The organism is Salinibacterium sp. NYA9b, from assembly GCF_976973725.1.
On sequence record NZ_OZ333476.1, the window covers coordinates 2,856,413 to 2,876,039 of the forward strand.

At 60.9% G+C, this 19,627-nt stretch carries 14 protein-coding genes; 3 read left to right on the plus strand and 11 right to left on the minus strand.

The window, feature by feature from the left end:
• Window positions 1–120 precede the first annotated feature (120 nt).
• From ACWFSR_RS13700 to ACWFSR_RS13725, 6 genes are all read right to left on the minus strand, one after another.
• Entirely contained in the window at window positions 121–906 is a 786-nt protein-coding gene (locus ACWFSR_RS13700) for a YqjF family protein (RefSeq protein ID WP_197106755.1), read from the minus strand.
• Between the two features lie 13 nt (window positions 907–919).
• Window positions 920–1,354, minus strand: a complete 435-nt coding sequence (locus tag ACWFSR_RS13705) for a heat shock protein transcriptional repressor HspR (RefSeq protein ID WP_197106756.1) — start codon at window positions 1,352–1,354, stop codon at window positions 920–922.
• A gap of 5 nt (window positions 1,355–1,359) precedes the next feature.
• A complete protein-coding gene (locus ACWFSR_RS13710; RefSeq protein WP_197106757.1) occupies window positions 1,360–2,358 on the minus strand; it encodes a DnaJ C-terminal domain-containing protein in 999 nt (332 codons plus the stop codon).
• Window positions 2,359–2,375: 17 nt separating this feature from the next.
• Window positions 2,376–3,026 carry a nucleotide exchange factor GrpE gene (locus ACWFSR_RS13715; protein ID WP_231603888.1) on the minus strand — a complete coding sequence of 217 codons (651 nt, stop codon included), beginning with the start codon at window positions 3,024–3,026 and terminating at the stop codon, window positions 2,376–2,378.
• A complete protein-coding gene (dnaK, locus tag ACWFSR_RS13720) occupies window positions 3,027–4,895 on the minus strand; it encodes a molecular chaperone DnaK (protein WP_197106758.1) in 1,869 nt (622 codons plus the stop codon).
• A 236-nt stretch (window positions 4,896–5,131) separates the two neighbouring features.
• Window positions 5,132–12,406: an SdrD B-like domain-containing protein gene (locus ACWFSR_RS13725; protein WP_447522661.1), complete on the minus strand. Its 7,275-nt coding sequence runs from the start codon at window positions 12,404–12,406 to the stop codon at window positions 5,132–5,134.
• Window positions 12,407–12,768: 362 nt separating this feature from the next.
• Here ACWFSR_RS13725 and ACWFSR_RS13730 point away from each other — a divergent pair, with 362 nt between their 5' ends.
• The 3 genes from ACWFSR_RS13730 (at window position 12,769) to ACWFSR_RS13740 (ending at window position 15,596) form a co-directional block, all read left to right on the plus strand.
• Window positions 12,769–14,226, plus strand: coding sequence for an MFS transporter (locus ACWFSR_RS13730; protein WP_231603889.1), 1,458 nt, complete (start codon window positions 12,769–12,771; stop codon window positions 14,224–14,226).
• Window positions 14,227–14,302: 76 nt separating this feature from the next.
• Entirely contained in the window at window positions 14,303–15,106 is an 804-nt protein-coding gene (locus ACWFSR_RS13735; RefSeq protein ID WP_447522662.1) for an isocitrate lyase/PEP mutase family protein, read from the plus strand.
• Between the two features lie 28 nt (window positions 15,107–15,134).
• Entirely contained in the window at window positions 15,135–15,596 is a 462-nt protein-coding gene (locus ACWFSR_RS13740) for a hypothetical protein (protein WP_197106761.1), read from the plus strand.
• Here the strand turns inward: ACWFSR_RS13740 and ACWFSR_RS13745 are convergent.
• From ACWFSR_RS13745 to ACWFSR_RS13765, 5 genes are read right to left on the minus strand one after another with little or no spacing between them, the layout of a single operon-like run.
• Window positions 15,593–16,450: a prenyltransferase gene (locus ACWFSR_RS13745; protein WP_447522663.1), complete on the minus strand. Its 858-nt coding sequence runs from the start codon at window positions 16,448–16,450 to the stop codon at window positions 15,593–15,595. The genes ACWFSR_RS13740 and ACWFSR_RS13745 overlap by 4 nt on opposite strands.
• Window positions 16,443–16,754: a lycopene cyclase domain-containing protein gene (locus ACWFSR_RS13750; protein ID WP_197106763.1), complete on the minus strand. Its 312-nt coding sequence runs from the start codon at window positions 16,752–16,754 to the stop codon at window positions 16,443–16,445. The genes ACWFSR_RS13745 and ACWFSR_RS13750 overlap by 8 nt, the downstream gene beginning before the upstream one ends.
• A complete protein-coding gene (locus tag ACWFSR_RS13755) occupies window positions 16,751–17,083 on the minus strand; it encodes a lycopene cyclase domain-containing protein (RefSeq protein WP_197106764.1) in 333 nt (110 codons plus the stop codon). The genes ACWFSR_RS13750 and ACWFSR_RS13755 overlap by 4 nt, the downstream gene beginning before the upstream one ends.
• Window positions 17,080–18,669: a phytoene desaturase family protein gene (gene crtI / locus ACWFSR_RS13760; protein WP_447522664.1), complete on the minus strand. Its 1,590-nt coding sequence runs from the start codon at window positions 18,667–18,669 to the stop codon at window positions 17,080–17,082. The genes ACWFSR_RS13755 and crtI overlap by 4 nt, the downstream gene beginning before the upstream one ends.
• On the minus strand, window positions 18,666–19,532 hold the full coding sequence (locus ACWFSR_RS13765; RefSeq protein WP_447522665.1) for a phytoene/squalene synthase family protein: 867 nt from the start codon (window positions 19,530–19,532) through the stop codon (window positions 18,666–18,668). Before ACWFSR_RS13765 ends, crtI begins: the two co-directional genes overlap by 4 nt.
• Window positions 19,533–19,627 lie beyond the last annotated feature (95 nt).

The following is a 19,627-nucleotide window of genomic DNA, read 5'->3' on the forward strand; positions in this document are numbered from 1 at the left end:
ATGTGACGGTGTGGTTACTCATCATGTCCCTCTCCAGCGCAAGAGGCAATGCTCATTTGTGCTGATGAGACCATGTTGTGCAAAATTGTCTATACAATTCCACAATATTTCTCGAAATACTTACGAAGTCGGCGCGAATGTCCAGATTGCGCTCGCTCGGGGCTGACGCGCAAGAGCAGGCTGGCGAGGCGCCGCAAACACCGTCGTCACCTCGCTCGCGTACATCACCGAATCCGGAACACGGTCGGCCAGGCCCTCAAAACCAGCCGCAGCGAGCAAGCCATCCTCGAGGTAGACCAATTCAGCCGATTGCAACGGCCACGGTTCGTGGTGGTTGCGCGAGTAGATCGTGCGTCCACGATGAGTTTCGTGAAACCCCCACCGAGCGGTCAGGAACGTAGCCAAGGGGTCAGCCGCGAGCGCAACACTCGCCGCCGGATCATCCACCGGTTTCACAATGATGTGGGATGCGGCATCCGGCTGGCCGTGCCGTTTCGTTTTGTAGGCAATCTGCCCGTCTCGCTGCCCGATCTTCATCGACGCCCACTGGTACGGCAGCCCAAAAGCGAGCCGCGCGGTGAGCACCGGAATCAGGTGCGACGCTTCGAGCGAGAGGAAGACCACTCCGCGCCGCCCGTGCTCATCAACGGAGTACAGGCGAACGTTCACTTCGGGAAAGTCACCGAGCCACGGGATGCTTGGCCCGCCAAAGAAGGAACTTTGCGACATCTGAAAGGCGATGAGCCCCACCCACGTGCTGCCATTGAGCGTATCGGGGCGGCATCCCGCGGGCAGCAGCGGAGCCACGACCGCAGGATCAACCCGCCAGTGCAGGAACGTAACTTCGCTCCAGCGCTGCCGCAGAATAGCGGAGCCGCCGAGCGGTGGGGCTTGCCGAAACATCATCAGATGCCCGCAATCACCGGGGAAGTTGGTTATCGCGCCTCACGAAGGGGCGCCACAGTTCGACCTGATTGGCGCGCTCGGTGCGGGTTCCCGCTTTGAGCGAGATCACCTCACCAGCAGAACCGGCCGCGAAGACGCGTCGGCCCGGTTTTGACAGCAATTCATCGGCAAGCGCCGCTTCGAGTTCGCGCACGCGCGTACTGAGTTCGGACACTTGATTCTCAAGATCGAGGATCCGCTTAATGCCCTCAAGGTTGAGACCTTCAGCGCTGAGCGCTGCGATCTCACGCAACTGCATCACGTCGCGCATGGAGTAACGCCGCGAACGACCGCTGGTTCTCGTGGGAGACACGAGACCCAGACGGTCGTACTGTCGCAGTGTCTGCGGATGCATGCCCGCCAACTCCGCCGCAACGGCGATAGCAAAGGCGGGACTCAGCTCATCCATGACTATTAGCTCCTGGCTCTGGCAATCAGTTCTTCCCGCGGATTTTCCGCGGGCATCGCTTCAGCAAAGGCCTCGAGGTGCTTGAGCGCAGCTTCTGGGATGCGGTTAGGCACCGCCACTTGCACTTCAGCAAGCAGGTCTCCGGTTGCTTTCGCTGTCGCCACTCCGCGACCCTTTACTCGCAATACTCGTCCGCTCGGGGTTCCCGGCGCAACCTTCAGTTTCACCGGTGCACCGCCCAGGGTCGGCACCTCGATAGTGGCGCCGAGCACAGCTTCCGCAAACGTCACAGGAACAACAACACGAAGGTTGCTGCCGTCACGCTCGAACACCGGATGCTTGCGCACAGAGACCGTGAGCACCAGGTCGCCAGCGGGGCCACCATTGGGGCTCGCCTCGCCTTTGCCCTTGAGGCGGATCTTCTGACCGTCGCTGACGCCCGCAGGAATCTTGACGTTCATCGGACGACCGCCAGCAGGCTGGAGTTTGATCGTTTCGCCGTTTATCGCGGTTGCAAAATCGAGTGTCGTGTTTGCTGCCAGATCGCGGCCCTTTGCGGGGCCACCACGGAATCCGGGGCCACCGCCGGGGCCGGCTTGGCCACCGAACATGCCACCGAGAAGGTCTTCGAAGCTTGCGCTTGATTGCCCTCCGCCGTAGCTCTGACCGCCACCATAACTCTGGCCACCGCCACCGAACATGCCACCGAAGACATCCTCGAAGCCGCCGGCCTGACCACCTTGGCCACCCGCTTGGAAGCGAGCGCCCGAGCCCATGGCACGAACCTGATCGTATTCTTTGCGCGTCTCGGCATCAGAAAGCACGGAGTGCGCTTCACTGATTTCTTTGAAGCGCTCTTCGGCCTTCGGATCTCCCGGGTTCGAATCCGGGTGAAACTGGCGCGCGAGTTTGCGATAGGTCTTCTTCAACTCGGCCTCGGAGATGTCTTTCGACACCCCGAGCACCTTGTAAAAGTCCTTATCGAACCAATCTTGGCTAGCCACTACACGCCACCCCCGACCTAATCAGCGGGGCCGGAGACAGCAACCTTCGCGGCACGCACAACGCGCTCACCAAGAATGTAGCCCGGCTCAACGACATCAGCGATCGTGTTTTCGGTCGCCTCAGGATCGTTCAAATGAACAACAGCCTCGTGGAACGCAGGATCAAAGACTTCGCCCTTTTCACCGATCTTGCGCAGTCCGAACCGCTCAAAACTTGAGTTGATCTTCTGTGCGACAAGCGCGATGGGGGTTCCCTCAAGGATGTCGCCGTGCTTGTCGGCACGATCGAGGTCATCAAGGGCGGGAAGCAGTGAACGGATGACGTCGGCGATTACGGCTTCGCGGTTCGCGACCCGATCCCGCTCAACGCGAGTGCGGAAGTTCACCAACTCAGCCTGAGCACGCAACATCTGATCACGCATCTCAGCGACGAGGTCCCGACTAGCTTCCTCAAGAAGACGCTTGTCTTCTTCACTCAGCTCATCGGGGGCCTTCGTGGCGTCCTCGGCAGGCTCCTCGTCAGAGGAAGGCTGCCCCTCGGCTGCCGCAGATTCCTCTGCAGCAGCCGAGTCGGCCGCACTCACGTCGCCAGTTTCCGGATCAACACGACTTTCGTCGTCGTTCACCGGCTCTTGGTTGTCGTCGTGGTCCGTGTTTTTGTCAGACATCTACTTCTTGTCCGTGTCAGCTTCGTCTTCGTCGACAACTTCAGCGTCGACGATGTCCTCGTCGGAGCTTTCGTCAGCGGCAGCGCTTTCGCCCTCTGCAGCGGCCTCAGGGTTTTCTTCCTGGTGCTTGTAGATTGCTTCGCCCAGCTTCTGCTGGCTCTCGGTGAGCTTGTCGAACGCGGTCTTGACCTCTGCTTCGTCGTCTCCGGCGAGCGCAGTGTTGAGTGCGTCAACGTCGGCCTGAACCTCAGTCTTGACGTCTTCCGGCAGCTTCTCAGCGTTGTCGGTGATGAGCTTTCCGGTGGAGTACGCGAGCTGCTCTGCGTTGTTGCGAACCTCGGCTGCCTCGCGGCGGGCCTTGTCTTCTGCAGCGTGCTCTTCGCCCTCGCGAACCATACGCTCGATGTCGTCCTTCGACAGGCTTGAACCGCCCGTGATGACCATCGACTGCTCCTTGCCGGTGCCCTTGTCCTTAGCGGACACGTGCACGATGCCGTTAGCGTCGATGTCGAAAGTGACCTCAACCTGCGGGATTCCACGAGGCGCCGGTGCGATACCGGTGAGCTCGAAGGTTCCGAGGTTCTTGTTGTCGCGAGTGAACTCACGCTCACCCTGGAAGACCTGAATCGACACGGAAGGCTGGTTGTCATCCGCCGTGGTGAAGGTCTCGCTGCGCTTGGTCGGGATTGCCGTGTTGCGGTCGATGAGCTTGGTCATCATTCCGCCCTTGGTCTCGATGCCGAGGCTCAGCGGGGTGACGTCGATAAGCAGAACGTCCTTGCGCTCACCCTTCAACACACCAGCCTGGAGTGCAGCACCAACGGCTACGACCTCATCGGGGTTAACGCCCTTGTTGGGTTCCTTGCCACCGGTGAGCTTCTTGACGAGCTCAACGACGGCGGGCATACGAGTCGATCCACCCACGAGTACAACGTGTGCAACGTCGCTCAGCTTGACGCCGGCTTCCTTGATGACATCGTTGAAGGGCTTCTGAACGCGCTCGAGCAGGTCGGCGGTGAGCTCTTCGAACTTGGCGCGCGAGAGGGTCTCGTCGAGGTTGGCTGGGCCACTCTCGGTGAGCGAGAGATACGGGAGCTGGATGCTTGCCGTCATCTGCGAGGAGAGTTCCTTCTTGGCCTGCTCGGCAGCTTCCTTGAGGCGCTGCTTGGCAATCTTGTCGCCAGAAACGTCAACACCGGTCGAGTCCTTGAAGCGCTTGATCAGGTAGTCAACGACGCGGGCGTCCCAGTCGTCACCACCGAGGCGGTTGTCTCCAGAGGTCGACTTGACCTGGATGGTGGAGAAGTCGTCGTCTTTGCCCACTTCGAGCAGCGAGACGTCGAACGTTCCGCCACCGAGGTCGAAGACCAGAATGAGTTCGTCTTCTTTACCCTTGTCGAGGCCGTAGGCCAGTGCAGCAGCGGTGGGCTCGTTGATGATGCGCAGAACGTTGAGGCCCGCGATCTCACCGGCTTCCTTCGTTGCCTGACGCTCAGCGTCGTTGAAGTAGGCGGGAACGGTGATTACTGCGTCGGTGACGTCTTCACCCAGGTACTGTTCGGCATCGCGCTTGAGCTTGGCAAGCGTGCGAGCGGAAATTTCCTGCGGGGTGTACTTCTTGTCGTCGATCGCGACGGTCCAGTCAGTACCGATGTGGCGCTTGACGGATGCGATGGTGCGGTCGACGTTAGTGACGGCCTGGCGCTTTGCGGTTTCACCAACGAGGACTTCGCCATCCTTGGTGAATGCGACGACGGATGGCGTGGTGCGCATTCCTTCGGCGTTTGCAATGACGGTGGGTTCTCCACCTTCGAGTACGGCAACTACCGAGTTGGTGGTTCCGAGGTCAATACCTACTGCTCGAGCCATGTGCTCTTACTCCTTTAAGTCTCGTGAAGCACGAACTTGAGTCGCGCTGTATCAAGTTTGCGCCTGCTCGCGCCGAGAGTCAAGCCGCGTAGCTGAAAGTTGAGTGGGAGTGACTCAAGGTAACGTCGTTGGCTCAATCAATGACTGACGAGCCACGAGGGCACAAGCAAATGGCGCGGTGAGCATGCACAGGGCCCGACGCCCCACACGCTCACCGCGCCAACTCGCTAGCGCTGCTAGCTACTTGTTATCTGCTTCTGCTTTTCTCCGCCACGCACCCGACGTGCCGGCAAGAGAAGGAACAGTCCGCCGAGCAGGAGCAGCCCTGCGAGCGATCCTCCTAACGCGATGTTCGAACCCGTGAAGGCGAGCATCAACGTTGTGAGTCCCTGGATGACCGAGCGTGTGCCAAAGGCAGGCAGCTCGACCGTTGAAGTAGTTCCCGTCGACGGGCGGTACTCGGCGGCAACCGACGCGAGGTCGACCGTTGCCGTGTAGGTACCGGCAGGCAGGTTCGTGAGTTCCCACGCTCCATTCGCGTCGGTGGTGACGCGCACGGTTACCGGACCATTCGGGCCATCCCACACGACATCCAACTCCGCGTTCGGGATGCCCTTGTCGCCACTGTCGCGGACGCCATTGCCGTTCGGGTCATCGAACACAATGCCGTTGAGCGTTGCGCTACCGACCACGATGAAGTCAACGTCGAGGCGAGTTTCACCCGAGACGAGCGTTGCCGTGGTCTCGGAGAACACGTCGCCGTCGAGGTCCGAGCTCGGCACGTAACCTTCGGTCAACGTCGTGGGGTCATAGGAGACCTTCACTTCGCCAGCCGGCAGTCCCTCAACGAGGTAGTTGCCGTTCTCATCCGTCGTGGTGGTGATGACGAGGTCGTCTTCATTACCGAAGATTCCGTCGGAGCCGGGGCTCGTCACCGTCATGACGATTCCGGAAAGTCCGGGCTCGTTGGTGTCCTGAACTCCGTCGTTGTCGACGTCGAGCCAGAGCAGGTCGCCGACTCCCGCGTCACCGCGGTAACCGAAGTCCTGATCGAGGTTCTCTTCGCCGCCACGGAGCGGAAGCTCAGAAGCGTCGTCGGCTCCACCATCGGGGTCAACCGTTGAGGTCAGCCCTGCAGGCAGGTTCGAGAGTTCGACGGTGAAGAGTCCCGAAGGAAGGTCTTCGAAGAGGTAGTTGCCGTTGGCATCCGTCTTCGTCGTCGAGACCACATCGTCGGCATTGCCGAGTACGCCGTCGAGGCCAGCCCAAGTGAGCGTGACGACTACCTCGGCGATGCCGGGCTCAGTCGCGTCAACAATGCCGTCACCGTTCTGGTCAAGCCAGACAGTGTCGCCAATCTTGCCGGTGCCTACGTAACCGAAGTCGATGTTGTCGAGATCGGTCGCTGCAGGCAGCGCAACGGCGGTCGTGGAGTTGGGGCCAACACCGGAAGCAACCGTGGCTGCCGTCGGCTGGTTGGGTCCAGCATCCGCATCGAACGTCGGCGTCACGCCAGAAGGCAGCGTCGTCGTGTCAACCGTGGCGGTGTAGTTGCCCTCGGGCAGACCGTCGAAGAGGTACTTGCCGTTGGAGTCGGTGGTTTCAACGAACGTGACGTCATCGCCGCCACCCGCTACGCCATCCGCACCGAACCAGACGAGGGTGACCTCGGCGTCGGGCAAGCCGGGCTCGCCAGCATCCTTGACGCCATCCTTGTTGAGGTCGAGCCACACGGTGTCGGAGATGCTGGAGTTGCCGGCATAACCGAAGTCCTGCTTGAGATCAGAGCCGACGAGCGTTACAGCCGACTCTTCGTCAGGTGACGTCGTGCCGCTGTCGTTGTCGAAGGTGGGGCTGAAGCCAGCAGGCACGCCACTGACAACCTCGACGATGAAGTTACCGTCGGGGATCTCGGTGACAGTCCAGTCACCATTGCTGTCCGTCGTTGCCTCGAACTCGAGGTCACCAGCAGCGCCTGAGCCGCCAAGAACACCATCGGTACCGAGGTAGGTGACGAGAATCTTCACGCCAGCCAACCCAGGCTCGTTGCTGTCTTGAACGCCATCCTTGTTGCGGTCCCACCACACGCGATCTCCGATAACGGAGGTCACGTCGTAGCCGAAGTCAACATTGGTGACAGCGTCGCCGTTCTCGAGCGTCACAGGCGCCTCGGAGTCGTTGTCGGCATCGAGGTCGAAGCTGTTCGTAGCGCCGGCCGGCAGGCCACCCGTTACCGCTACCGAGAAGTTGCCCGGGAGCAGGTTCGGGAAGCTGTAGAGGCCGTCGCCGTCGGTCGTCGTAGTGAAGACTCCGTCGTCACCGCCGCCAAGAACACCGTCTTCGCCAAACCAGGTCAGTTCAACCTGAGCGCCAAAGATTCCGGGCTCGGCGTCATCTTGAACACCATCGCCGTTGCGGTCAATCCATACGAAGTCACCGATGGATGCCGTACCGGCGTAGCCAAAGTCTTGGTCAACACGGTTCTGGCCGGCCGTCAATGCGGTTGTCGAGCTCGTGCTCGTTCCGCCATTGGGGTCGGAGACAACGGCGTAGCCTGCGGGCAGGTCGCTCACCGTGACGGTGTACGGACCAGCAGGCAGTAGGCCAACCGTGTACTCGCCATCGGCATCCGTCGACGTTGTGTACGTGATGTTGTCGTCAGTCGTGGAGAGATCCCCGTCGAGGCCGCCGAAGACAACCGTGACGGTCGCGCCGGGCAGGCCGGGCTCGTTCGTGTCTTGAACGCCATCCTTGTCTTGGTCGAACCAGATGAAGTCACCGATCGAACCGGTTCCCGTGTAGCCGAAGTCGACGTCGCGCTTCTTGGCATTCTCGGCGAGGGTGCCCTGCCAGATGCCGTTAGGCGTTGCGGTGGTGCCGTCGAGGTCGAAGCTCGGAGTCATTCCGGCGGGAAGCGTTGAGGCATCCACTGTCACGCGGTAGAGACCACCGGGCAGCTGGTTGACGAGGTATTCGCCATCGCTGTCAGTCGTTCGAGTGAACGTCTCATCGTCGGCGTTGCCGAAGACTCCGTCTGCTCCCGCGTAGAGAACCGTGACGCCGACTCCTTCAAGAGCGGGCTCGGTGGCATCCTGCACGCCGTCGTTGTTGACGTCGAACCAGATGAAGTCACCGATGGAGGCGAGGTCGAGTTCGACGCTCACCACATCCGGGGTCACATTGTCGTAGTCCTTGTAGTCGATGTCATCGACCTGCGCGCTAGGAGCAACACCGAAGTAGTGCGGCACGTCAGCCGTGTTGATGACTTCCTGCGACGCAACGATTTCACTCGTTTCGTCGACGACAGGCATCGTGACGGTGTACTTGATCGTCACGGATGCGCCAGCCGCAATCGGACCAGCAATCGTCCAGCCGAGCGTTCCGTCTGACGGATCGATATCGGTCGGGGAAACTCCCACAACTCCCGCGGAGGTGAAGTCCGTGACGCGAACGTCAGGAGTGTCGGTGACTGTCACGTCATACGCAGGGGAGTTGCCCGCGTTGCGCACAACAATCGTGTACTCGAGCGGCTCACCGGGCTTGGCGCGGCGAGTGTCGCTGTCGCCAACCTGGCCAGCAACATCCTTATCGATAGTCAGTCGCGGTTCGATAACCGAAACGTTGGCGGTCGACGGCGTTCCCACCTTGTCGAAGTCGCCGGGTGCCGGCACCGTTGTGGGGGTTCCCGTGATGGTGTTAACGCTGTTCCAGTACGGGCGAACCGTGTTGACGAGAGTGTTTCCGGATGCTGCAGCAGTCGTCACGATGCCGGTGTAGGTAATCGTGACGGTGCGAGCTTCGGCCTCGGCCGGGTCGAGGTCGCCGATGAAGTAGCCGATGGTGCGGTCGGTCACTGACGGCGATCCGATGAGTGTGGCCGCGGCAGCACACGGCGTGCCATTTTGGTCACACGTCGAGTCGAGGAACTGACCGAAACGCACGTTGGTGGGCATCGTGTCGAGGATTGTCGCGTCGTACGCAACGACGTTCTTCGGAATTGTTACGTCGATCGTGTACGTCACGACCTCACCAATGGTGCGGGTTCCGGGCGATGCTGACTTACTAACGCCCAAGTCTGGCGCCCGCAGTGTCAGCACATCGTCGTCTTTGTACGCTGCAGAACCCGTCGTTGACGTTGAGGTTCGTTCGTTGGGATCGGTGCCCGCAAGTGATGTCGTGGTGACATCAACCGTGTTCACGATTTCAGTTCCACTCAACAGCGGGTCGATCACGCGGGCCTTGTACTTGAGGTTGGGGCCGGCACCGGGGTTGATGCTGGTGACCGTGAAAGTAATGGTGCGCGCTGTTTGGTCCCACGCGCCTCCACCGGGCAAAATCTGACTCGTAGTCACCGGGTTATTGCTCGCATCAACGGGCTGGATGGTGTCGGGGACGTGGTCCACAACGGTGGTGTCATGAGCAACTGAAGCGGTGGCTGTGCTGCTGTTGCGCACAGCAAGTGTGTATTCCACAACCTGGTCAGCAATGACGCGGCCAGCAACTGCGTCACTGGTCTTAGCGACTGAAATCACTGGCTCCACAATGCGGATAGCTGCAGAACTCGAGATCGTCTTCGCGTCACCGTTGACCGGCTTCCACGTAAATCTGGCCGTGTTGTTGACGTTGTTGTTACGCACCGGCCCCGAAGCATCCAGCACGCGTACGGTGATTGTCAGAACTACCGCATCATCGCCACTATTCGGAAGGTTCTCGTAGGTTTCCCCCAAGGGCGCCTCAACCTTTTGCCCTGTGACGGTTGCATTCTGGCTGGCACCGCCCTCGACAGTGAAGGTAGGCGTACCGACGATCACAAACCGGCTGTCGATCGTGTCAGAGACCACAGGCTTCTGGTAGACCGACGAACCCTCGGGGATCGTCGTCGTGACCGTGTAGGTGATTTCCTCACCGATGGTCGCTTCACTCAGGGTGTTGTAGGTGGACTCAGTGATCGAGGTCGTCGCAGTCTTCAGGATCGTAGGCAGGCGCACGCTCGTGCTGGCGGTGTCCTTCGCCTCGACACTGTTCGCATCGTCCTCAAGCGTGGGGTCGATGTTGTTGACCGGAACGTAGACCTGCTGGTCACCCGTGTTTGTGACGCCTTCGTAGTTGCGAACACCGGCAGTGTTGAGGAAGGTGTCACCGGCAGACGAATCTGCCGGAGTGATGACGTCGTAGGTGACCGTGTAGGAGTCGCCAGCATCCAGCGAAGGAATCGTCCACTCGATTGAGCGCGGGAGTAGCGGGTCACTGCCACAGACGCCCACATCGCTGATGTTCTCGACATCCGAGCACTCCAAGAGGCCCGGGAGGTTGTCACGGATGGAGACGTTTTCGGAATCCTGGCCGCCACTGTTGGTCACGACAACCGCGTACGTGACGCGATCAGTCGCCTGCACCTTAAGAGTGTTGAGCGGGCCATTGGTAACAGCGTCAGTGTTGAGGTGAGTGATGCCCTTGCTGAGGGTCACGATCGGCTTCTCGACGAGCGTGTCTGCACTGTCCCGCAGCTGAAAGACATCGCCAGCTGTGTTCTGGTACGTCATCTTCATGAGGTTCGATGTGATGTCGCCATCTGTAATGGCCGCAGGATTGGTGATTTCGGCGGTGACGAGAACCTGGAACGTCGTTCCCTTGTCGACATTTCCGATATTCCACGTGAGCAGACGTGACGGGTCGGCGGGATCTTCCGGCACGAACGTGGAGGCAACGTTGTTGAGCGCGGTTTCGGTGTAGTCAACGAAAGTGAAGCCGGCCGGCAAGAAGTCATTCACGACATTGTCGAGCGTGTCGAGTTGGCTCGGGAACGTGACGGTCAGCTCGTAGCAAACCCAATCGCCCGGGTGGAACGCACCCACGGCAAGCTCATCCTTGAAATCAAGACCGCTGATGGTGTCGCATGTGCCCGTCATGGCGGCTACTGGCTCAGCTACCTTTTTGGTGAGCGTGATGCCTTCGGCCTGCTGGCTGGCACTTGAGGTGTCAAGAATCTCGAAAACTGAAGTCGTGGCCTCGTTGTCGGTGATGATGGTGGTGGATGTCGCTAGGTCAACGGTGTTCGTCCACGAGTCGTTCGAGCTGACGGGGCGTTCCACGTCACCAGAGCCTGTGACGCGGTACGAGGCGAGCGCGGTCGTGAAGACCTTGATTTCTCCACTGTCGGACGCTTCGTCAAATGCTGCAGCATCCCACGACACGGTGATGGTTCCGTCGTCGTTGTAGGTGGGGCCAGAGGTCGGATCAGGAATGCTGCTTTCGAATTCGAGTCCGTCGGGAATCGTGTCGGTGATCACGATCGTGTCGGTGGAAAGCGCATATTCAGACGACTGGTAGTCGAGCGTCCAGACGCTGTCGGAACCCTGAGTGATGGCATCCACGTCGACTGTTTTCTGGATGGCGACATCTTCAGCCGAGACAGTTGCTGTGGCGTCGTCGGTGTAGCTCTCACCGTCGCCGGAGTAGGTGCCGCTCGTTTCGGCGTAGTTCGTGAGCTGTTGCTCGTCGTAAGTGAGATCACCCGTGTTGTTGTCGAGGTTCGCGGTCGCTTCGCCATCGAACGCAACATTTTCGCGCAGCGGGATCGCAGCAGCATAGGCAATGGTCACTACTTCGCCGGCCGCGAGCTCGCGATCGATAGTCCACACAACCTTTGTGTAGACGGCCTCGGCGAGCGGGCCAGCTCCATCAGGGTCAACCACAACGGTGCTCGTGGTCGGGACCAAGCCGTCACAATCAACCGCACTGGGGAAGTTAACGATGCGACCAGACCCGGCGTATTCCTCAGTGTCGGCTGCGCTGTTATCGGCGGCCTCACACCCGAGGAACTCTAGGCCCGCTGGTAGGTAGTCGGTGATGGTGAAGTCGGAGCTGGGGTTCACACCGTTGTTGGTGATGGTGAGTTCGTACACCGTCTGGTGATCGTGCACACCGCGCAGCAGTTCAGATTCCGTGGTGGTTAGCTCGGCTTTGTCGAGTACGAAGGGAACGAGCGTGGTGCTTGATTCTGCGGCTCCGCCGACATCGCGTGAGTCTTCGATGACATCACCGGTGTTGGCATCGAACTTCACCAGCGTGCGCTCGTTGGTGTTGGCCAGCGCTTCAGCGGCACCCGTGAATGTGTCGCCGACCTTGTAGGTGCCCGTCGTCGGGTACGAGAACGAATAGGTCAATGAAACGACGGCGCCTGACGAGAGGTCGGCAACATTGTTCCAGATGAGCTTGGTGCTGCCATCGGCGAGCGGAATCCGCTGCGGTGCGCCGTAGTTGGAGTTCGTAACCAGCGTTGCTCCCGCGGGCAGAATGTCGGTGAACGTCAGGTTGTAGGCGTTAGTGCCCGAGGTTTGCTGTGCTGTGAGCGTCACGGAGACATCGTCGCCAAACAACGTCGACGCGCTCACCTGGCGCTGGAGGTCGACGGCGATAGTTGCCTCGGCGGCAGTTGCCACTGCGGCGGGCACGGTAATTCCGGCGGCTAGCAGGGCAGCAATGAGTAATGAGCGCAGCAGAAACTTCACGGGTAAGAGCCTTAAAGATTGACCTAGGGCCTACCTAGATTCGGGTGTAGGCCATAGATAACTCGGGTGGTGTCGGGTTGGTGTTATTCGGGATGAGTCCCCCCTATGGAGGACAGATTTGTAACACCGTGCACCACGGTACGTGAGGGCCCATGATCGCTTGTAGCCCTAGTAGGTGGGTGAAACGGTCTGTCTACGTCCCCCGATTTGTCCCCCCAAGCGCTGACAAGCCCGGAAACGCGGGGATGTGCGCGAATTTTCGTCCCGCGCACGAGCCCCGCCTTCGAAACAACTTTTTGATAACACGCAGATTGCTGCCCGCGCGGCCCCCATTGTTAACCGCACACCACTAGCCTGTTCGCATGACGGACAACACCGGCGACAACGAAGCCCCCAGCACCCCGGCTGTTCCGCGCGTCTCGAATACCCGCGCGATCGGCACTGTCGGGCAAGGCCTCATCACGGATGCCACGATCCCCAAGAGCCGCGTTCGCGCGTGGGCGCTCTGGGATTGGGGCTCCGCCGCGTTCAACGCCGTCGTCACCACTTTTGTGTTCAGCACCTACCTGGCGAGTGGTCTATTTATCGATCCTGAGATCATTGCCGCCGCAGGTGATGACGAGAAGAATCCCGCGCTCGTGCTCGCGAAGGCCAACAACACCACAGTCATCTCCGGTGCCCTCACTATCGCCGGCATCCTCGTTGCGCTCTTGGCTCCGATTCTTGGTCAGCGTTCCGACGGGTCGGGGCGTCGCAAGCTCTGGCTCGCGATCAACACTGGCCTTGTCGTGGTCGCGATGGGCGCGATGTTCTTCGTCGCCCCGGTGCCCTCCTACATTTACCTCGGCGCTGCCCTTCTGGCCGCCGGCAACATCTTCTTCGAGTTCGCCAGCGTCAACTACAACGCGATGCTCGTGCAGGTCTCCACGCCCAAGACAGTCGGTCGGGTCTCCGGGTTCGGTTGGGGCATGGGCTACATCGGCGGAATCGTGCTGCTGATCATCCTGCTCGTGCTGTTCATCCAGAACTTCGGAAGCGACACCGGCAACGGCCTCCTGAACGTTCCGTTTGGCACCGAGGGCGGGGCTCTCGACATCCGTTATGCCGTGCTGGCCTCGGCAGCGTGGTTCGCGATCTTCGCTATTCCGGTACTGATTGCAGTTCCCGAGATTCCTGCGGGAGCTCGTGAAAACCGCGTGAGTTTCTTGGCCAGCTACGCCAAGCTTTTTGGCACCATCAAGACGCTCGCCAAGAAGAGCCCGCAGGTTCTCATGTTCTTGCTCGCCAGCGCGGTCTTCCGTGATGGTCTCGCCGCCGTCTTCACTTTCGGCGCGATCATTGCGGCCCAGGTCTTCGGCTTCAGCCCGAGCGAGGTCATCTACTTCGCGGTGGCCGCCAACTTGGTCGCCGGTATCGGAACCTTTATTGGCGGATGGCTCGACGACACGCTCGGCGCCAAGAACGTGATCATCGGCTCACTGATCGGTCTCGTACTCGCCGGCTTGGCAGTGCTCTTCGTCGGCGACGCCAAAACCGGGTTCTGGATCGCGGGCCTCTTCTTGACCCTCTTCGTCGGACCAGTTCAAGCAGCAAGCCGCAGCTTCCTCGCTCGCATCACACCGGTCGGGCGTGAAGGCGAGATCTTCGGCCTGTATGCCACAACGGGTCGTGCCGTGAGCTTCCTCGCTCCCGGCCTCTTCACTCTCTTCGTCGCGATGACGGGCGACACTCGCTACGGCCTCATCGGAATCGTGATCGTGCTGCTCGCCGGCCTCGCGCTCATGCTGCCGGTGAAGGCGAAGCAGTCAGTGATCGACTAGTTCTCGTTTGCGAGAGTGTGCTGGTCACGTCTGAAATTCGCTGGCGCCGAGCGCGCACGCGGAGGATGCTTGGCTCATGACTGAAATCGCCCCCAGCTCCCCCGCCGCCCGCGCGGAACTTCTCCGCTCACTCCACATCCCCGGCACGCCCTTGATCGTCTCCAACGTGTGGGACGCCATCACCGCCCGCATCGTTGCCGAAGCCCCCGGAGTGCGTGCCCTCGCCACCGCGAGCCACGCCGTGAGCTTCGCGCACGGAGTTTCCGACGGCGAAGGCCTGACGGTTGACCAAGCGATCAACGCTGCATCCATCATGTGCAACGCCGTCGAGATTCCTGTCTCTGTGGACTTCGAGAAGGGCTATTCTTCGGATGCCGCCGGCGTGCAAGCAAACGTCGAACGATTGATCGCGGCCGGCGCTGCTGGGCTGAACATCGAAGACAGCTCTGGCCCGGCCAAGGCGCCCCTCTTTGACCTCGAGCATGCGGCCGCCCGCGTTGCTGCGGTCCGCGCAGCAGGCGAGGCTACCGGCGTGCCGATTGCCATCAATGCCCGCGTTGATGTGCTGGCCGGTGGCGGGGAATGGGATGACATGGTCGCCCGAGCGAGCGCCTACCTTGCCGCTGGCGCCGACTGCATTTTCGTTCTCGGTCTCGCCGACGAGCACATGGTCGCCCAAGCGATCGCTCAGATCGATGGGCCCATTTCAGTGATTGGCGGAGCAGGATATGTGCCGCTGAAGACTCTCGCCGAGCTCGGGGTCGCCCGCGTGAGCTTTGGACCGCGCACGCTGGGTCTCACGCTGTCCCACCTACAGCAGGCTGCCACTCAGCTCACCGCTCTGGGCGACTACCCCGAAGAACTCGGTTTCGTCTACTAATTCGCGGGGTGAGGAGTACTGTCGGATTATGGACACGCAACAACCCATCAGCTACTGGGTGAAGCTCGTCGATCGCATCGTTGATGAGCTCTTCGCCACCACCCTCGAAGAGCACGGAATCACCCGCCGCCAATGGCAACTGCTCACCGTGCTGTCGAAAGGCGCTGCCGGTGTCGAGCTTCTCGACATCGAAATCGCGCCCTTCTTAGACCGCCCGAATGGTGCGGTTCCTCCGACCCAGGGTTTGCACACCACGTCGCTCGAGTCGCTCACCGAACTCGTCGAAAGCGACTGGCTCACCACCGATGGTGCGCTGTATGAACTCACTGATCGCGGCCGTGTTGTTGTCGACCGCCTCACCATCGTGATTGCCGATGGTCGCCAGAAAGCGACCGAGGGCGTCACGCCTGAGCAGTACGACACGACGGTCACGGTGCTCGAAACCATGGCGAGAAACCTCACCCCGCACCTCACCGGCCGACCCGTTTAGCGGATAAACGCCCACCAGATGAGCAGCATCGTCACGAAGAACCCGGTGACGAAATTGAGGGCTAGGAAGTTCTTCCAGCCGCGGTTTGCTGACTCGGCTGTGGCATCCGTGATGTTCCAGAATGGCGCACACATGGCCGCATAGGGCAGCACGAGAATGGCGGCGAGTGGGCCTGGCCAGGCAGAGAAGAGCAAGAGGATGCCGCCGGTCACGTAAGCCACAACGGCGAAGCGAGTGGTGGCTCGCGCTCCGATGACGGTCGCAATCGACGAGATGTCGGCGGCACGATCGGCCAGCACATCTTGCACCGCGCCGAAGGCGTGCGAGGCGATTCCCCAGAGGAAGAATGCGCCGAGAACAGCCCAGAGCTGCGGAGTGAACGAGGCTGCCGTCAGCACGAGCGCGTAGATCGCGGGCGAGACAAAGTGGGTGCTCGAGGTGAGCGAGTCGAGGAACGGGCGCTCCTTGAAACGCAAACCCTTCGCCGAATAAGCGACGACGGCAAACATGCTGATCAGCAACACGAGCCACGAGAGTGGGTTGCCGACGATCACGAGATAGATCAGGAACGGGATAGTCGTGACGGCGGCGGCGATGAGCGTTGGCCGGTGCATCCGTGGGTCAAGAAGGGCACCCTCGACGCCGCCCTTGCGCGGATTGCGCAGGTCGGATTCGTAGTCGAACACGTCGTTGATGCCGTACATCGCCAGGTTGTAGGGCACGAGGAAGAAAATCGTGCCGAGCACGAACGTGAGATCGATCGCACCCGCGGTCAGGTAATACGCGGCCGCAAACGGGAACGCCGTATTGACCCAACTGAGCGGACGCGAGGAGAGGAACAGATCCTTAAGCATTGGAGTCCTTTCGGCGAGAACCCAGCAGCATCCACAAGCACGGTAGACCGACGACGGCTGCGATCGTGTACGCAAAGTCTTCGAGCGGGGCGACACCGATGAACGCACCACTGATGGCATCCGCGCTGTACCCGACCAGCCCGACCGAGATCATCACGTTGTCGAAGACCGCGGTCATCACGAGCAAAATGCCCATCGTGATAGCGATGGCGCGCCACTGCGGCGAGCGGCGACGCACGACGACCGCAATCACGAGGGCGGCGACGAGCGCCAAGAACACGGCGTTCAGGAGCCAGTAGGTCATGCTGCGCTCTCCTCGATCGCCGCCGAACGCTCACGGGAGAGTGCCCCGTAGGCGTTCATCGTGAGGTAGCAGAGCAGCGTGAGGAAGAACACTTCTTCGAGCGGAACTTCGGGCGCGACGAGCAGCCCGGTCATGAAGTCGGTCTCTCCCCGAAAGAAGATGCCGAGCCCCACTCCGAAGAGATCCCACACGAGGAAGAACAGAACCCCGACCGGCAGCACGATGCGTGCACGCCGGGCATCCCGCCAGAAGAACAGCGAGAAACGTCGATCAAGCACGACCATCCCGGTGAGCGAAATCAGCAGAGCAAGAAGGTAGAGAACGATCACGGCCAGGGCCTCGGTTGGGGCGCAACCACGGGCGTCAGCGGCTCAGCAAGCGGGCCGGCAGAGGTGTCGCCGCGCAGTCGCTTGACGAGCACTTCGGCGCTGATCAGACACATGGGAAGACCAATGCCGGGGATGGTGGACCCACCGACGTAGTAGAGCCCCTTGACCTTCTTGCTCACATTGCCCGCGCGGAAAAACGCACTCTGCTTGAGCGTGTGAGCCGGCCCCAGTGCGGTGCCACGCCACGCGTTGAGATCGTCGGCGAAGTCGCCAGGGCCCACCGTGCGGCGCACCGTGATGCGGTCGGCGAGGTCGGGGATGCCGGTCCACTCACTGATCTGCGAGATCACCGAATCGGCGAGCTTTTCGATGCGCTCATCGCCAGCTCCAGCGCCCGCCAGTTGACCGTGACCAATGGCGGGGTCGGCCGGAATCGGCACGAGCACAAACACATTCTCATATCCCTCGGGCGCCACATTCGGGTCAACGCCACTGGGCTTGCAAATGTAGAGCGATGCCGGCTCGGGCACCTTGGGCTCGTCACCGAAGATGGCCTCGAAGCCCTCTTGCCAGTCCTTCATGAACAACAGCGTGTGGTGCTCGAGCTCAGGCAGCTCACCCTTCACACCCAGATACAACAGGAGCGCGCTGGGGCCAGGAACCTTCTTCTCCCAGTACTCCGCGGGATAGGTTTGCTCGCTTGACTCGAGCATCGTGGTCTCGGTGTGGTGGAGGTCGGCCGCAGAAACCACGGTGTCGGCGTTCAGAGTGTGACGCTTGCCCGCGGCATCCGTGTATTCAACACCTGTTGCAACGCCATCGACCGTCACGATGCGCGTGACCGCCGAACCGGTGCGGATGTCGACGCCAGCAGCCCGGGCGATGTCGGCAATACTCTCGATCACCCGGGTGAAACCGCCCATGGGGTAAAGCACGCCATCCGAGAGATCGAGGTGGCTCATGAGGTGGTACATGCTCGGCGTGAGGTACGGCGAGGAGCCCAGGAACACGGCCGGGTAGCCGAGCACTTTGCGCAAGCGGTCGTCTTTGACGGTGCGAGCAACCAGCTTCGACAGGGGCTCGATGAGCAACCGGATGAAGCGTGCCGCCTTCGCGAGCACCTCTTTCGTCGCGCTCGTGCGCAGATCGGCGAAGCTCGTGTAGAGAAAGTACTTCTTAGCGAGCTCGTAGGTGTCTTCGGCCGAGGCCAAGTACTTGCGCATGCGGGCGCCCGAACCGCGCTCGATGCTCTCGAAGAGCGCGAGGTTCTCTTCGAGATCGGTCGAGATGTCGAGGGATTCTTTCTCTCCCTCAAAGTAGACCCGGTAACCGGGGTCGAGGGTGACGAGCGAGAGTTGCTCGGCGGCAGTCGTGCCCATCAGCTTGTAGAAGTGGTCGAAGACCTCGGGCATCAAATACCAGGATGGCCCCGTGTCGAAACGGAACCCGTCGTGCTCCCACGAGCCAGCACGGCCACCCACCTCGGGGCGGCCCTCGAGCAGCGTGACCGAATGGCCCTCTTTGGCCAATAGCGCCGCACTCGCGAGCCCGGCAATTCCGCCACCAATAACAACAACGTCACTCATGATCGAGGGGTAACTCCCATCGCGGCAGCCGCAGCCAACCGCAGTTTCACAACATCTGGAACCCGCACCCGGGTCTTCACCAATTCACTCGCCGGAGTTGCCCGGATGCGCTTGGAAAGTTGGGCAAAAAGGGAATGCGCGAGCGCAACCGCTTTCTTGCTGCTCGCCGGCAGCTCGGCACCGATCGCGGCATCCCCCAGATCGGAGTCGAGATCGTCGAGCAGACGGATTTTCTCCGCTTCGGTGAACGACGCGACATCAATGCCGGGGAAGTAACTGCGCCCGAGAGTCTCGAAGTCGTCGGCAAGATCGCGCAAGAAGTTGACCTTCTGAAAGGCAGCACCGAGCGCTTGTGCGCCGTGCTCAAACTTGGCGCGCTGCTCGTCGCTGACATCGTGGCCATGCAAGAAGGCACACAGGCACATGAGACCAACAACCTCAGCGGAGCCGTAGACGTAGCGGTCAAAGCTGGCCTGGTCGTGCTCTTTTTGGCTGAGATCCATGCGCATCGACTCGAAGAAGGGAGCTGTAAGTTCTGCGCCGAACGACACCTCACGCGCGGTGAGGGCGAAAGCGTGCACGATGAGGTTCGAGCTGAAACCGCTCTCGATCGCATTTTCGGTTTCTCGCTCGAGCTCGTTCAACTGGCGCCCGGTGGCGATCAGGTCGAGTCCGGCCTCTTCAGCCCCACCGTCGACGATTTCGTCGGCAACCCTCACGAGCGCATAAATGTTCTCAACGTGCTGGCGAACATCCGCGCCGAGAAGGCGGGATGCCGCGGAAAATGACGTGGAATAGCTGCGGATGACGATACCGGCCGCGTCTTCGGCGACACGGTCATACAACTTGAGGCGTGAGCTCACGCGCGCCCGCCTTCAGCATGCTCAGGCACATTAGTTAGGCTGAGTGCAGGCCGACACATGGGGTGCGGCATTTCGATTCGTTCCACCTAGGCAGA

What these genes read in the sequence shown, in the direction of transcription:
- ACWFSR_RS13715 (WP_231603888.1), bottom strand. Translation starts at nt 3,026, where the DNA reads ATGTCTGACAAAAACACGGACCACGACGACAACCAAGAGCCGGTGAAC.
- ACWFSR_RS13745 (WP_447522663.1), bottom strand. Translation starts at nt 16,450, where the DNA reads ATGCTTAAGGATCTGTTCCTCTCCTCGCGTCCGCTCAGTTGGGTCAAT.
- ACWFSR_RS13730 (WP_231603889.1), top strand. Translation starts at nt 12,769, where the DNA reads ATGACGGACAACACCGGCGACAACGAAGCCCCCAGCACCCCGGCTGTT.
- ACWFSR_RS13735 (WP_447522662.1), top strand. Translation starts at nt 14,303, where the DNA reads ATGACTGAAATCGCCCCCAGCTCCCCCGCCGCCCGCGCGGAACTTCTC.
- ACWFSR_RS13705 (WP_197106756.1), bottom strand. Translation starts at nt 1,354, where the DNA reads ATGGATGAGCTGAGTCCCGCCTTTGCTATCGCCGTTGCGGCGGAGTTG.
- ACWFSR_RS13740 (WP_197106761.1), top strand. Translation starts at nt 15,135, where the DNA reads ATGGACACGCAACAACCCATCAGCTACTGGGTGAAGCTCGTCGATCGC.
- ACWFSR_RS13700 (WP_197106755.1), bottom strand. Translation starts at nt 906, where the DNA reads ATGATGTTTCGGCAAGCCCCACCGCTCGGCGGCTCCGCTATTCTGCGG.
- crtI (WP_447522664.1), bottom strand. Translation starts at nt 18,669, where the DNA reads ATGAGTGACGTTGTTGTTATTGGTGGCGGAATTGCCGGGCTCGCGAGT.
- dnaK (WP_197106758.1), bottom strand. Translation starts at nt 4,895, where the DNA reads ATGGCTCGAGCAGTAGGTATTGACCTCGGAACCACCAACTCGGTAGTT.
- ACWFSR_RS13750 (WP_197106763.1), bottom strand. Translation starts at nt 16,754, where the DNA reads ATGACCTACTGGCTCCTGAACGCCGTGTTCTTGGCGCTCGTCGCCGCC.